Here is a 12,344-nt window from a genome sequence, read left to right as displayed (position 1 = left end):
GGGGACGAGGACGAGCAGGATGAGCCCGGCGGGCACGAGCCGCCCGCGCGCGGTGCCGTGATTGTCCATGCCCTGATGGTCGTCGCGGCGGCCTCGCGGCTCATCACCCCAACGGCCCGACCCCGATGAGCCGATCGGCCGGTTCAGACGTCGTACCTTCGGCCGTTACGCCCGCCCGGGTCCGGCCGCACACTCGGGCTTGTCGATTCCGACCGCGTGAAGGAGATCACGATGAAGGCGTACGTCCTGCGTTCGTACGGTTCGCCGGAGGCCCTCCAGCTCAGCGACGTGGCCAAGCCGACCCCCGGCCCCGGCGAGGTCCTGGTGCGGGTGCGCGCCACGTCCGTCCAGCCCTGGGACTGGCACCTCATGCGCGGCGAGCCCTACTTCTCCCGCCTGATGCCCGGCTTCCTCGGGCTGCGCGTACCGAAGATCACCATCCTGGGGGCGGACGTGGCCGGGCAGGTGGAGGCGGTCGGGCCGGGCGTGACGGAGTTCGGGCCGGGCGACGAGGTGTTCGGGATGCCGCCGGAGGGCGGCGGGTTCGCGGAGTACGTCTGCGTTCAGGAGCGGCATCTGGCGCCGAAGCCCGCGTCGGCGTCGTACGAGGAGGCGGCGGCGGTCCCGCTGGCGGCCAGTACGGCGCTGATCGCGATACGCGAGGTGAGCCGGGTCGAACCCGGGCGGCGGGTGCTGGTCAACGGGGCCTCCGGCGGGGTGGGGACGTTCGCGGTGCAGGTCGCCAAGGCGTACGGGGCGCACGTCACCGCCGTGTGCAGCGGCAGGAACGCCGATCTGGTGCGGTCGCTGGGCGCGGACGAGGTGATCGACTACACGAAGGAGGACTTCACCCGCAACGGCGAACGGTACGACGTGCTGCTCTACGTCGCGGGCGACCGGTCGTTCCGGGAGTGCCGCAGGGTGCTGACCCGCAAGGGGGTGTGCGTGCTGATCGGCGGCGCGGCCGGCCGCTGGCTGCAACCGGCGGGGCGGATGTTCGCGATCGTGGCGGCGTCGGCGTTCGCGTCCCAGAAGGCGGCCTTGGCGGACGTGGTGCGGTACCCGGACGACCGGCGCAACCTGGTGGAGCTGACCGGCCTCATGGCGGACGGCAGGGTCCGGCCGGTGATCGACCGCGTCTACCCGTTCGAGGACCTGCGGGCGGCGGTCCGGTACGTGGAGGAGGGACATGCGCCGGGCAAGGTCATCGTCACGATATGACCGGGCCCATCGCGACCTCGGTGCGGGTCAGCGGATAGGAGACGCAGGTGAGCACGCCGCCGTCCTCGACGGTGCCGTGGACATCACCGCGCAGCAGCCGGATGCGGCATTCGCCGCAACCGCCGACGGTGCAGGAGTGGGGCATCGGCACGCCCGCGGCCAGCCCCGCCTCCAGCATCGTCTGCCCGGCGGCGACCACCACGTCACCGACGTTCTCGATCGTCATCGTCTGCGCGCCCGCCTCGGGCGCGGCGGTGGGGACGCTGGTGTAACGCTCCACATGCAGGCGGTCCGGGGGGACGCCGAGGCCGGTCAGGTGGTCGCGCAGGCCGGTCGGCATGTCCGCCGGCCCGCAGAGGTAGTAGTGGGCGCGCGGCACGTAGGGCAGGTCGGCGGGGCCGACGCGGCCGGTACGACCGGCCCAGCCGGGGCCGGGGCGGGACAGCACGTGGTGGACCGTGAGACGACCGGGATGCGCGTCCGCCAGCGCCGCGAGTTCGTCCGCGAAGATGATGCCGGCCTCGGTGCGGTTGCCGTAGATCAGGGTGATCGTCGCGTCGGGCGAGGCGGCGAGCACCGTGCGGATGATGCTCATCAGCGGCGTGATGCCACTGCCCGCGCCGGCCAGCACGTACTCCGCGCCGGCCGCCGCCGGGTCGGCCACGCGGAAGTCGCCGGACGGCCCGAGGAGGCGCAGTTCGGCGCCGGCGCGGACATGGTCGTTGAGATGCGAGGAGCACAGCCCGTCCCGCTTGACGGTCAGCGCGAGCCGGTCCGTGCCCGGGACGGAAGAGGCCGAGTAGGCGCGCCGGACGGTACGCCCGCCGATCTCCGTGATGAGCGTGTAGAACTGGCCGGGCCGGAAGTCGGTGTCGGCCCCGGAGAGCACCAGCGTGACCGCCTCGGGCGTCTCCCTGATCACCTCGATCACCCGTACCGGCCGCCCGGGGCGGGGCCCGGCCGCGTCGCCGTAGCCTTCCTTCCGGAGCGCGCGGCGGTACGTGAGGTCCATGACCCACCGGATCGGCCGGGCGAACGCCCCGAGCCATCCGGCCAGCCGGCGCAGCACCGGCTTCTCGCCGCCGAGCTGCCGGGTCTGTAGCGCCATCAGCTCCGACACCGTGGCCGTGCCGGCGCGGTTCGCGCGGTCCCAGACGTTCGCGGCGGCGACGGCCTCGTTGTGCCGTACTTCGGCGCGCTCGACGCTGACGACCAGCGCGGTCTGCGGGACGACGCCGCCCAGCGCCATCGCCGCCAGCAGCTCCGGATCGTCGGTGACCACGGCGGTGCCGCTCACATGCAGCACGTCGGTACGGCCGGGCACGAGGATCGCGGCGGAGATCCGGTCGTCGGTGAGCAGGTTGTGCGAGGTGTCGGCGCGCTTGTTGCCGCGCCGGTCCGGGATGGCCAGCGTGTGCCCGTCGAGCACATGGACGAACCCGGGCGTGTCCCCGCGCGGGCTCGTGTCGGCGCCGCCGTCCCGGTCCCCGGAGGAGACGACCATGAACGGCGAGGCCGCCAGGAACCCGGCGACGCCCGCGCCGGACAGCGGCCCGTCGGCGATGGCCGGAATGGACACCGCGGGGACGACCGGGTCCCACAGCCGGGACCGGAGGATCGCCCGCGCGCAGTGGACGTACGCCTGGGCGACGGCGACGACGATCCGGCCGGGGGTGCGCTCGGCCACCGTGCCGTTGACCCGAAGCGTCTCGCCTACGCCGGGCAGCAGGAAGACGAAGGAGACCGGGCCCGACGCCTCGGCATCGGAGGCGAAGGCGATCCGCGTCGGCGATTCGACCTCGGCGAAGCCGGGCCTGCCGCCGACCACCGTCGTCCGGGACCGCCCGTCGGCGTCGCGGTAGCCGAAGCCCGCCAGCGGCGCGAGGGCGAGCATGTACCGGGACGCCTCGTCCAGCTCCGCGACTTCCTTCTTCAGCACGAGCGCCGCCGGGTGGCCGATGATCGATTCGAGATGGTCGGTGGTGGTGATCCGGTTCATGGCCGCCGAAGGGATGGTTCGCATGACGTTGAGACCTTTCAATGGCATGGGCGAACACCGCCGGGGCAGGCGGGTGGGCGCTCCCGGGCGGAGCGTTACGGGGCCGGCCTCACTCCGGGGCGGGCTCCGGGAATCCGACTGGGATGGCGGGAGTGTCGAGAAGTGCCTTGAGTGCCGCGACATGTCCGGCATAGGCGCGTCGGCCCTTGGAAGTGAAGCTCACCCAGGTCTTCACCCGGCCGCGGCCGGTCGGCTTGGAGATGGTGACGTAACCGGCGTCCTGGAGCGCCTTCAGGTGCTTGCTGAGCACCGAGTCGGCCACGCCGAGGATGTCCCGCAGCGTTCCGAACTCGGCGGTGGTCGAGGCGGCGAGCAGCGCGCAGATCCGCAGCCGGTTGGGCGCGTGGACGAGTTCGTCGAAGCGCTCGGTCATGCGCCCGCCTTCAAGTGTGCCCGCAGCGCGGCGGCGAACCGCCGCCCCATCACGACGATGGCGGCGAAGACCGCCCCGGCCAGGCACCACACCGGCCAGCGCTGCCCGGTCCAGGCCACGATGCCGAAGGCCGCGACGATCGCGGAGAGCGTCACCACGCCCATCGCGCCGACCCACCGGCCGGGCGGGCCCGCGTGGCCGCCGGACACCCAGACCCCGGTCAGCCGCCGGTAGACCTCGGTGAGGGCGGCGCAGCCGACCAGGAGCAGCACGATGCCCCCGATCCTGACCGCGGTGTGGCCGAGCCCGATCACGAGAACGCAACCGGCGAGCAGCAGCCCGAGAGCCGTGTGGTACCACCACGGGATGACCAGCCGGTCGGCGAGGGCCGCGCGGGCTTGGGCGATGACGGACAGGCTGTCGGCACCGTTGCTTTCCATGGTGGAAAGTCAACCACTTTCCTATGTGGAAAGTCAATGCGGTTCGCCGGTGGCCCGGCGGGCCAGGCGTTCGGTGTGGGCCGAGCGCGCCGCCGGGCGGTCCGCCGCCGGGGAGGTCTCCCGGGCCAGGCCGTTGAGCGCGGCGCGGACCACGCGCTCGGTCTGGGCGTCGACCGCCGCCGCGTCGTCGATGCGTACCAGGCCGTCGGCGAGCAGTACGGCCAGCCCGTGGATCGCCGCCCACAGCACGAACTCCGCGCCGGGGCGCGTGAAAGCGGGCAGGCCGCCGGCCTCGGCGAGCCGGTCGAGTTCGGCGGAGAGCACGTCGTGCGGGTGGGGGGAGATGGCGGAGTCGGGGCCGGTGGCGCCGCCGCGCAGGACGAGCCTGGCCATCGCCGGGTCGTCGAGCGCCCAGGTCACGTAGCCGCGGCCGAGGGCGATCAGGCGTCGCTGCGGGTCGTCCGCCTGGCCCGCCACCCGCTCGCACTCCTGGCCGAGCCGCTTTCCGAGCCAGGCGAGCGTACGTTCGGACAGGGCGCGGACCAGCGCGTCGCGCGAGGCGAAGTGGTGGTAGGCGGCGCTGGGGCTGACGCCGACCCGCGCCGACGCCTCCCGCAGGGACCAGTCGTCGGCTCCGCGCTCGCGTACGAGCGTCTCGGCGGCGTCCAGCAGCGCGCTGCGCAGATCGCCATGGTGATATCGCCCTTTTGCCACCGGGCCATCTTAACGTCGCTCAGATCTCTGCTAGGCTCGCCACTATCTCAACAGTGTTCAGATTGGAGTGCGTGATCATGTGCCCGGCCGATTCCCCGCCCTCAGACCGTGGCGACCTGCCCGACGTGAGCACGAGCCCGCCGCCGATCGTGCGGGGTGGGCCCGTCGAGGTGTCCGAGGGCGTGTACGTCATCCCCGACGGCCGCGTCGAGCTGGTCCCCAACATCGGCATCGTCGTGGGCGAGCACTCCGCGCTGGTCATCGACACCGGCCTCGGCCCCCGCAACGGCGCGTACGTCCTGGAGCAGGCCCGCCGCCTCGCGGGCGAGCACCGCCTGTACCTGACCGTCACGCACTTCCACCCCGAGCACGGGTTCGGGGCGCAGGCGTTCAAGGGGGCCGCGACGATCGTCTACAACGCCGGCCAGCGCGACGAACTGCGCCGCAAGGGCGCGGGCTACCTCGACATGTTCAAGGGGCTGAGCCCCGCCGCCGAGATCGAGCTGCACTATGCCGAACTCGTCGATCCCGACCTGGTCTACGAGGGCACGGCCGAGATCGACCTGGGCGGGCGCACGGCGACACTGCGCGCCGTCGGGCCCGCGCACACGGCCTCCGACCAGGTCGTCCTGATCGACGACCGGGTGCTGTTCGGCGGCGACCTGTTCGAGACCCGGATCTTCCCGATCGTCCCGTACTTCCCGCCGTTCGACGTGGACGTGGACGGCGTGCGCTGGATGAGCGTGCTGGACGAGCTGGTCGCCCTCGACGCGGAGATCGTCGTGCCGGGCCACGGCGAGGTGGCCGACACCAAGCTGATCCGCGACGTCCGCGACTACCTCGGCCATGTCCACGAGGAGGTCGCGCGGCTGCGCGCGGCGGGCGCGTCCGCAGACGAGACGGCGGCGGCGCTCGACACCGACGCCCGCGCCCGCTGGGCCACCTGGGAACGCCCCGAATGGATCGGCCTCGCCGCCCGCGCCTTCTACCACGGCGCCGGGCGATGACGGACCGGATGGAGGCGGACGGGCGGCGGGAGCGCGGTATCGCCGCCTATGCCAGGATCTTCGGTATGCCCGAGGGGGAGGTGTCCGCCGCGTTCGCCGCGCGGGTGGGCGCGGCCTTCGCCGAGGAGGCGCTGCACGCCGCCGGTGGCGCCGCCTGGTCGCACCCCGCCCTCACCGGGCGCGACCGCAGCGTGGCCATCATCACCGCCCTGGCCGCCCAGGGCGTCTCCGGCGACCGCCTGCGCACCCACCTGCGGCTGGGCCGCGAGCACGGGCTCGACGACGACGCGCTCACCGCCCTGATGGCGCTGCTGGCCGGCTACATCGGCTACCCCCGGGCCTCTCTGGCCATGGAGACCGTCCACACCATCGCGGAACAGGAGAACTCATGAGCGGTTCCGACCCGGTGATCGCCGCGTTGCGCGGTGAGCACGACCGCCTGGCCGTACTTGTGCGCACGTTCGACGAGACCGCCCTGGCCCGGCCGTCCGGCGCGGCCGAATGGGACGTCTCGCAGGTGCTGGGCCACCTGGGCAGCGGTGCCGAGATCACCCGGGCCACCGTGCTGGCCGCCCTCGGCGACGGATCGAAGCCGGGGCGCGAGGAGATGGAGGCCATCTGGCGGACCTGGAACGGCATGACCCGCAGGGGGCGCGCCGACGGGTTCCTCCAGGCCGGCGAGGCCTTGGTCGCGCTCTATGAGTCGCTGGACGCGGCCACCCGCGAGACCCTGCGCATCGACATGGGTTTCCTGCCCGCCCCGGTGGACGTGCCGACCTCGGCCCGGCTGCGGCTGAGCGAGCTGGCCCTGCACTCGTGGGACGTACGCGCCGGCTTCGACGCGCACCCGGCGCTGGACCCCGGCACCGCCGGGCAGCTCCTGCACGGCGAACCCGACACGATCGGCTGGATCGGCAGGCCGGCCGAGGGAGTGCGGGCGGTGATCGCGGTCACCACGACCGAGCCCGCGTCGGTCTTCGCGCTGCGCCTGCTGGACCGGATCAGCGTGGACTTCGACGTCCCCGACAAGCCCGACGGCACCCTCGCCCTGCCCGCCGAAGCCTGGCTCCGCCTCGTGGCCGGCCGCCTCGGGCCATCGCACACCCCCGCGAACGTCGCGGCCACAGGCGCCGCCGACCTCGACCGGCTCCGCGGCATCTTCCCCGGCTACTGACCCTCGGGACGAGTCCTACGTGGCCAGTTGCACGATGGTGATGTCCGGGGGTGCGCCGACTCTGATCGGTGGACCGGTGAAGCCGGTTCCCCGGGTGACGTAGAGCCGGGTGTCACCGTACCGGGCGTGGCCGGCGAGGGCCGGTTGGGTGAGCGCGGTGAGCAAGGTCAGCGGCATCACCTGGCCGCCGTGGGTGTGTCCGGACAACTGGAGGTCCACGCCGTGCCGCGCCGCCTCGCGGACCTGCACCGGCTGGTGCGCGAGCAGGACGACCGGGCGAGCGGGGTCGCGTCCGTCCAGGGCGCGGGCATAGTCCGGCCCGTCGTTCTGCTCCTGCCCGGCGAGGTCGTTGACACCGGCGAGGTCGAAACCGGGGAGCTCGACGCGCTCGTTCCGCAGCGGACGGACGCCCAGCTCGCGCAGCTCCTCCACCCAGGCGTCGGCACCGGAGATGTACTCGTGGTTGCCGGTGACGAAATAGCTGCCGTGGCGGCTGCGCAGGCCGCGCAAGGGGGCGGCGGCGTCCGCGAGGTACTCGACGCCGCCCTCGGCCAGGTCGCCGACGATCGCGACGAGGTCGGCCCCCGTACCCGTTGACCAGGTCGACGATCCGCTGTGCGTGTGCCCTGCCGAGCATCGGCCCGAGGTGGACGTCGCCGACCAGGGCGATGCGGAAGCCGTTCACCGCCCGGCCGCCCCGGCGCAGCGGCACGGTGACGCGGTCGAGGCGCGGCCGTCCGAGGGCGGTGGCCATGCCGTACCGATGCTCGCGCCGCCCGCCCTGGCCCACATCCGCCGGACGATGACGGGCGCGCCACTTCATTGGGCGCACCCGGCGGCCACCCGCCGCACCACGCTCGGCGTACGGCCGGTGGCCATGTCAGCACGGCGACGGTCCGGTGTCAGGGCGGTCGGTGATGGTGGATGCCATGAACTCCACGCCCTCCTCCTCCAGCGCCACGGGGACTTGCGCCGCTGCTATTCAGTGTTACTATGTACTGGTAGCTAGCAATACCGAGTAGCTGGAGACTGGGAATGGCCACAGAGCAGAGCGAGCCCCGGCGGGGCTACCGGCATTACCTCGAAATGGTCACCGGGCCGCTCGAACACAAAAAGCGCTACAGGCAGCACAAGGCGCGCGTGCAACAACTCCCCGACGGCCATCGCACCACGGTCGAAGCGCTACAGCGGTACATGTTGCACTTCGGCCCGGCCGAATCGGAAAGCCTGCTGGTGATGCTGGAAGATCTCGCCGATCTCTTCGAGCAGAGCGCGGCGGACGGAACCCCCATCCGCGAAGTCGTCGGGACCGACCCCGTGGAGTTCGCCGAGGAGTTCCTGCGCAATTACCCGGACGGTCAGTGGATCAGCCGGGAACGGGAGCGGCTGACCAAGGCCATCAATGGCGCCGCGGGCGACGAGACCTGAACGAGAGAACGGATATCCAGATGAGAGGCGACCGGGCCAAGGGGCCGGCCATCCAGGTAGAGGGCCTGAAGAAGTCCTACAAGACGCTCCAGGTGCTGCGCGGTGTGGACTTCGACGTGGCGCGGGGCGGCATCTTCGCCCTGCTCGGCTCCAACGGGGCGGGCAAGACCACGGCCGTGCGGATCCTGTCCACACTGCTCAAGGCCGACGCGGGGACCGTCCGCGTGAACGGCTTCGACGTCGCCACCCAGGCCGCGCAGGTGCGCGGGTCGATCAGCCTGACCGGGCAGTTCGCGGCGGTGGACGAGATCCTGACCGGGCGGGAGAACCTCGTGCTGGTCGCCAGACTGCGGCGGCTCAAGGACCCGGGCAGGGTCGCGGACGACCTGCTCGCCCGTTTCTCGCTGACCGACGCGGGCGGACGGAGGGTCTCGACGTACTCCGGCGGCATGCGCCGCCGCATCGACATCGCGATGAGCCTGATCGGCGACCCGCCGATCATCTTCCTCGACGAGCCGACGACCGGGCTCGACCCCCAGGCGCGTATCGAGGTGTGGCAGACCGTCAAAGAACTCGCCGGCCGGGGCACGACGGTGCTGCTCACCACGCAGTACCTGGACGAGGCCGAACAACTCGCCGACCGGATCGCGATCCTGCACGAGGGCCGGATCATCGTGAACGGCACCCTCGAAGAACTCCGGAAGATGCTCCCGCCCGCCAAGGTCGAGTACATCGAAAAGCAGCCGACCCTCGAAGAGATCTTCCTCGCGCTCGTCGGCCCCACCGCCAAGCACGAAAAGACGGCGAACTCAGAGCCCGCGCAGAGCGGCGCGGAAAGGTAAGGAACGACAATGAGGGGTCATTTCCTCGGTGACACCGGTCTCCTGCTCGGGCGATCCCTGCGCCACATCTCGCGCAGCGCGGACACCATCATCACCACCACGATCATGCCGATCGCCATGATGTTGCTGTTCGTCTACGTGTTCGGCGGCGCGATCAGAACGAGTTCGGAATCGTATGTGAACTACATGCTGCCCGGCATTCTGCTGATCACGGTCGCCTCGGGCATCGCCTACACCGCGTTCCGGCTTTTCACGGACATGAAGAGCGGCATCTTCGAGCGCTTCCAGTCGATGCCGATCTCGCGGTCGTCCGTCCTGTGGGCGCACGTGCTGACCTCGCTGGTCGCCAACCTGATCTCGCTGGTGGTCGTCGTGCTCGTCGCCCTGCTCATGGGCTTCCGCTCAAGCGCGGGAATGGCGGCCTGGCTCGCGGTCGGCGGCATCCTGATCCTGTTCACCCTCGCGCTGACCTGGATCGCCGTCATCCCGGGTCTGACCGCGAAGTCCGTGGACGGCGCGAGCGCGTTCTCCTACCCGCTCATCTTCCTGCCGTTCCTCAGCTCGGCGTTCGTGCCGACGGGCACCATGCCCGGCCCGGTGCGCGCCTTCGCCGAGAACCAGCCGGTGACCTCCATCGTCAACACCATCCGCGCGCTGTTCACCGAGCAGCCGGTCGGCACGGGCATCTGGACCGCCCTGGCCTGGTGCGTCGGCATCCTGATCGTCGCCTACTTCTTCGCCATGAACACCTACCGCCGCAAGATCTCCTGACTCGGAGGATTGAAATGACCGTTGAACACACCTTCGCCGCGATGCCGACCGAGCGTCAGCCCGGCTGTCCCTTCGACCCGCCCAAGGAGTTCATCGAGGCCCGCGAGCAGAGCCCGATCAGCCGCCTCACCTTCGCCGACGGCCACCAGGGCTTTCTGGTCACCGGTTATGACCTGGTCCGCGCGGTGCTGGCCGATCCCCGGTTCAGCTCGCGCAGGGAGCTGATGATCCACCACCCGACCGTCGACTACGGCGGCATGGAGGTCCCTCCGGCCCCGCCCGGTGAGTTCCTGATGATGGACGGGGCCCGGCACAGCCGCTACCGCAAGCCGCTGGTGGGCAAGTTCACCGTACGGCGGATGCGGCTGCTCACCGAACGCGTCGAGCAGGTCACCGCCGAGCGGCTGGACGCCATGGAGAAGGCCGGCCCGCCGACGGACCTTGTGGCCGCGTTCGCCAAGCCCATCCCCGGCATCATGATCTGTGAGCTGCTGGGCGTGCCGGAGGAGGACCGCGACTACTTCCAGGAGCGGGTCGACAAGTTCCACAGCGGGGAGACGAGCGACGAGGAGCTGATGGCGGCCTACACCGCCACCACGGACTACCTCGCGGAACTCGTGGTCGCCAAGCGCGCCAACCCGACCGACGACGTGCTCAGCGAACTCACCGACGGCGACCTGGACGATGAGGAGCTGAAGGGCATCGCGCTGATCCTGATGGCCGCAGGGCTGGACACCACCGCCAACATGATCGGGCTGGGCACGTTCGCGCTGCTCCAGCACCCGGAGCAACTGGCCGCGCTGCGCGCCGACCCGGCGATCGCCGACCAGGCCGTGGAGGAGCTGCTGCGGTACCTGAGCGTCGCCAAGCAGTTCCAGCGGGTCTCGCTGGAGGACGTCGAGCTGGGCGGGCACACCATCCCGGCCGGTACGACGGTCGTCTTCTCCCTCAACACCGCCAACCGCGACCCCGAGCGCTTCCCCGACCCGCACCGGCTCGACCTCCGGCGGCAGAACGGCGGCCATCTGGCCTTCAGCCACGGCGTCCACCAGTGCCTGGGCCAGCAGCTCGCCCGCGTGGAGATGCGGGTGGCCTTCCCCGCGCTGGTCAACCGATTCCCCACGTTGCGCCTGGCCGTACCGGCCGAAGAGGTCCGGCTTCGCCCGGAGCAGGCGGACATCTACGGGGTCAAGAGCCTCCCGGTCACCTGGGACGCGTGACCACCGGGGCGCTTGAGGCGTCGTTTCCCGCGCTGACCTGGGGGCAGGTAGGGTTGATGGACAGTGAGGCGGGGGCGACGGTGACCATTTGTGAGGACGGTCCGCTGCTGGTTCGGGGGACGTTCTCGGTGGTGACTCAGGACGGGGCGGTCATCGAGCCGGGGCGGGCGACCGTGGCGCTGTGCCGCTGCGGGGCCTCCGCCACCAAGCCGTTCTGCGACGGCTCGCACAAGGTGATCGGGTTTCGCGCCGCAGGCGAGCCGGACCCGCCCGGCTGATCGCGCAGGCGCGCCCGCCGCCGCAGCGTCCGGCCGGAATGCGCGGCGACCCGCAGCCGGCGGCCCGAGTACCGGACCCCGCCGCGTAGCGCCGCCGCCACGGCCGCCCAGGCGCAGGCGGCCCGCTCCAGCACCCAGACGGGCGCGAACAGCGACGCCGTCCAGGGGAAGACCCGGCGGCCTCCGGCGCGGCGGCGACCGGCCTCGGCCAGTACGACGGTCACCACAGCGCCCGCGGCCAGGGGCGCGTACCGCCGCCGGAGCACCGTGGCCGCCACCGCCGGGAGCACGGCGAGGAACATCACCAGCCTGACGGGCTGCGCGAGGTCGTCGTACGCCTGCCGCACGCGTTGCCCCCAGAACCGCGCGGTGTCCGGCGGCAGGCGGCGCACGTAGAGGCCGAGCGGGCGGGCTTCGGTGCCGCCGTGTGCGCGTACGGTGCGGATCAGCTCAAGGTTTTCAAAAAGAACATCGCCGTCGTAGCCGCCCATCTTCTCGAAGAAGGCGCGGCGGATGCCGAACGTGCCCGGGTAGTCCGCGCCGAGGCTCCGGTTGAGCAGGGTGCGGGAGGTGTCCCACAGGGCGTGCCAGGGCAGCGGGTGGAAGTGGTTCTGTGGCCGGACGAGGTCGGCGCGGGCGAGCAGCGCGGACACGGCGGCCAGCGCCGCCCGGTCGTAGCGCACGTCGTCGTCGGCGATCACCACCCGCTCCGCCGTGGCCAGCCGCAGCCCGGTCGTCACCCCGGCCACCTTGCCGTTGGCATGATCGAAAGCGGGGTCGGGACGTACATGGGTCACCAGGCCGCGCCAGCGGTGGG

Annotated in this window: 14 protein-coding genes and 1 pseudogene; 9 read left to right on the top strand and 6 right to left on the bottom strand. The window is 71.7% G+C overall.

Going from position 1 to position 12,344, the window contains the following annotated elements:
- Positions 1 to 231: 231 nt before the first annotated feature.
- Positions 232 to 1,221, top strand: a complete 990-nt coding sequence (locus tag C1I98_RS25500; RefSeq protein WP_111169964.1) for an NAD(P)-dependent alcohol dehydrogenase — start codon at positions 232 to 234, stop codon at positions 1,219 to 1,221.
- On the opposite strand, the gene C1I98_RS25495 is transcribed toward C1I98_RS25500, so the two are convergent.
- The 4 genes from C1I98_RS25495 to C1I98_RS25480 form a co-directional block, all read right to left on the bottom strand.
- Complete coding sequence (locus C1I98_RS25495) at positions 1,211 to 3,244, bottom strand: pyridoxamine 5'-phosphate oxidase family protein (RefSeq protein ID WP_111169961.1); 2,034 nt, start codon at positions 3,242 to 3,244, stop codon at positions 1,211 to 1,213. The genes C1I98_RS25500 and C1I98_RS25495 overlap by 11 nt on opposite strands.
- An 85-nt stretch (positions 3,245 to 3,329) precedes the next feature.
- Positions 3,330 to 3,653 (bottom strand): transcriptional regulator, encoded by a 324-nt coding sequence (locus C1I98_RS25490; protein ID WP_111169960.1) that lies wholly within the window; start codon positions 3,651 to 3,653, stop codon positions 3,330 to 3,332.
- The gene (locus C1I98_RS25485; protein WP_111169959.1) at positions 3,650 to 4,093 is read right to left on the bottom strand and encodes a hypothetical protein; all 444 of its coding nucleotides are present in this window, start codon (positions 4,091 to 4,093) and stop codon (positions 3,650 to 3,652) included. Before C1I98_RS25485 ends, C1I98_RS25490 begins: the two co-directional genes overlap by 4 nt.
- A 33-nt stretch (positions 4,094 to 4,126) precedes the next feature.
- Positions 4,127 to 4,807, bottom strand: coding sequence for a TetR/AcrR family transcriptional regulator (locus C1I98_RS25480; protein WP_111169958.1), 681 nt, complete (start codon positions 4,805 to 4,807; stop codon positions 4,127 to 4,129).
- A 53-nt stretch (positions 4,808 to 4,860) separates the two neighbouring features.
- Between C1I98_RS25480 and C1I98_RS25475 the strand changes: the two genes are divergently transcribed.
- From C1I98_RS25475 to C1I98_RS25465, 3 genes are read left to right on the top strand one after another with little or no spacing between them, the layout of a single operon-like run.
- Entirely contained in the window at positions 4,861 to 5,814 is a 954-nt protein-coding gene (locus C1I98_RS25475; protein ID WP_199537207.1) for an MBL fold metallo-hydrolase, read from the top strand.
- Positions 5,811 to 6,206, top strand: coding sequence for a carboxymuconolactone decarboxylase family protein (locus C1I98_RS25470; RefSeq protein WP_158558178.1), 396 nt, complete (start codon positions 5,811 to 5,813; stop codon positions 6,204 to 6,206). Before C1I98_RS25475 ends, C1I98_RS25470 begins: the two co-directional genes overlap by 4 nt.
- The gene (locus C1I98_RS25465) at positions 6,203 to 6,988 is read left to right on the top strand and encodes a maleylpyruvate isomerase N-terminal domain-containing protein (RefSeq protein ID WP_111169956.1); all 786 of its coding nucleotides are present in this window, start codon (positions 6,203 to 6,205) and stop codon (positions 6,986 to 6,988) included. The genes C1I98_RS25470 and C1I98_RS25465 overlap by 4 nt, the downstream gene beginning before the upstream one ends.
- 15 nt (positions 6,989 to 7,003) lie before the next feature.
- On the opposite strand, the gene C1I98_RS25460 is transcribed toward C1I98_RS25465, so the two are convergent.
- Positions 7,004 to 7,543 (bottom strand): metallophosphoesterase, encoded by a 540-nt coding sequence (locus C1I98_RS25460; RefSeq protein WP_233508170.1) that lies wholly within the window; start codon positions 7,541 to 7,543, stop codon positions 7,004 to 7,006.
- Between the two features lie 480 nt (positions 7,544 to 8,023).
- Here C1I98_RS25460 and C1I98_RS25455 point away from each other — a divergent pair, with 480 nt between their 5' ends.
- From C1I98_RS25455 to C1I98_RS45800, 5 genes and pseudogenes are all read left to right on the top strand, one after another.
- Complete coding sequence (locus tag C1I98_RS25455) at positions 8,024 to 8,416, top strand: DUF1048 domain-containing protein (protein ID WP_111169955.1); 393 nt, start codon at positions 8,024 to 8,026, stop codon at positions 8,414 to 8,416.
- Positions 8,417 to 8,436: 20 nt separating this feature from the next.
- Entirely contained in the window at positions 8,437 to 9,258 is an 822-nt protein-coding gene (locus C1I98_RS25450; RefSeq protein ID WP_111169954.1) for an ABC transporter ATP-binding protein, read from the top strand.
- Positions 9,259 to 9,267: 9 nt separating this feature from the next.
- Entirely contained in the window at positions 9,268 to 10,029 is a 762-nt protein-coding gene (locus tag C1I98_RS25445) for an ABC transporter permease (protein WP_111169953.1), read from the top strand.
- 14 nt (positions 10,030 to 10,043) lie between these two features.
- Positions 10,044 to 11,249: a cytochrome P450 gene (locus tag C1I98_RS25440; RefSeq protein ID WP_111169952.1), complete on the top strand. Its 1,206-nt coding sequence runs from the start codon at positions 10,044 to 10,046 to the stop codon at positions 11,247 to 11,249.
- 56 nt (positions 11,250 to 11,305) lie between these two features.
- Positions 11,306 to 11,422: pseudogene (locus C1I98_RS45800) on the top strand (hypothetical protein); the annotation flags it as partial.
- Here the strand turns inward: C1I98_RS45800 and C1I98_RS44315 are convergent.
- Positions 11,386 to 12,344, bottom strand: a 959-nt coding sequence (locus tag C1I98_RS44315) for a glycosyltransferase family 2 protein (protein ID WP_233508169.1), incomplete at its 5' end; no start/stop codon positions are given. The pseudogene C1I98_RS45800 and the gene C1I98_RS44315 sit on opposite strands and share 37 nt — an antisense overlap.

This window comes from Spongiactinospora gelatinilytica, from assembly GCF_003236385.1.
Taxonomy (GTDB): Bacteria; Actinomycetota; Actinomycetes; order Streptosporangiales; family Streptosporangiaceae; genus Spongiactinospora; species Spongiactinospora gelatinilytica.
Note: the sequence above shows the minus strand (reverse complement) of the source record. Positions and strands in the feature narration are given on the sequence as shown.

Bases quoted from the DNA above. Each gene is read 5' to 3' on its own strand.
- C1I98_RS25500 (WP_111169964.1), top strand. From the start codon at position 232: ATGAAGGCGTACGTCCTGCGTTCGTACGGTTCGCCGGAGGCCCTCCAG.
- C1I98_RS25495 (WP_111169961.1), bottom strand. From the start codon at position 3,244: ATGCGAACCATCCCTTCGGCGGCCATGAACCGGATCACCACCACCGAC.
- C1I98_RS25490 (WP_111169960.1), bottom strand. From the start codon at position 3,653: ATGACCGAGCGCTTCGACGAACTCGTCCACGCGCCCAACCGGCTGCGG.
- C1I98_RS25485 (WP_111169959.1), bottom strand. From the start codon at position 4,093: ATGGAAAGCAACGGTGCCGACAGCCTGTCCGTCATCGCCCAAGCCCGC.
- C1I98_RS25470 (WP_158558178.1), top strand. From the start codon at position 5,811: ATGACGGACCGGATGGAGGCGGACGGGCGGCGGGAGCGCGGTATCGCC.
- C1I98_RS25465 (WP_111169956.1), top strand. From the start codon at position 6,203: ATGAGCGGTTCCGACCCGGTGATCGCCGCGTTGCGCGGTGAGCACGAC.
- C1I98_RS25455 (WP_111169955.1), top strand. From the start codon at position 8,024: ATGGCCACAGAGCAGAGCGAGCCCCGGCGGGGCTACCGGCATTACCTC.
- C1I98_RS25450 (WP_111169954.1), top strand. From the start codon at position 8,437: ATGAGAGGCGACCGGGCCAAGGGGCCGGCCATCCAGGTAGAGGGCCTG.
- C1I98_RS25445 (WP_111169953.1), top strand. From the start codon at position 9,268: ATGAGGGGTCATTTCCTCGGTGACACCGGTCTCCTGCTCGGGCGATCC.
- C1I98_RS25440 (WP_111169952.1), top strand. From the start codon at position 10,044: ATGACCGTTGAACACACCTTCGCCGCGATGCCGACCGAGCGTCAGCCC.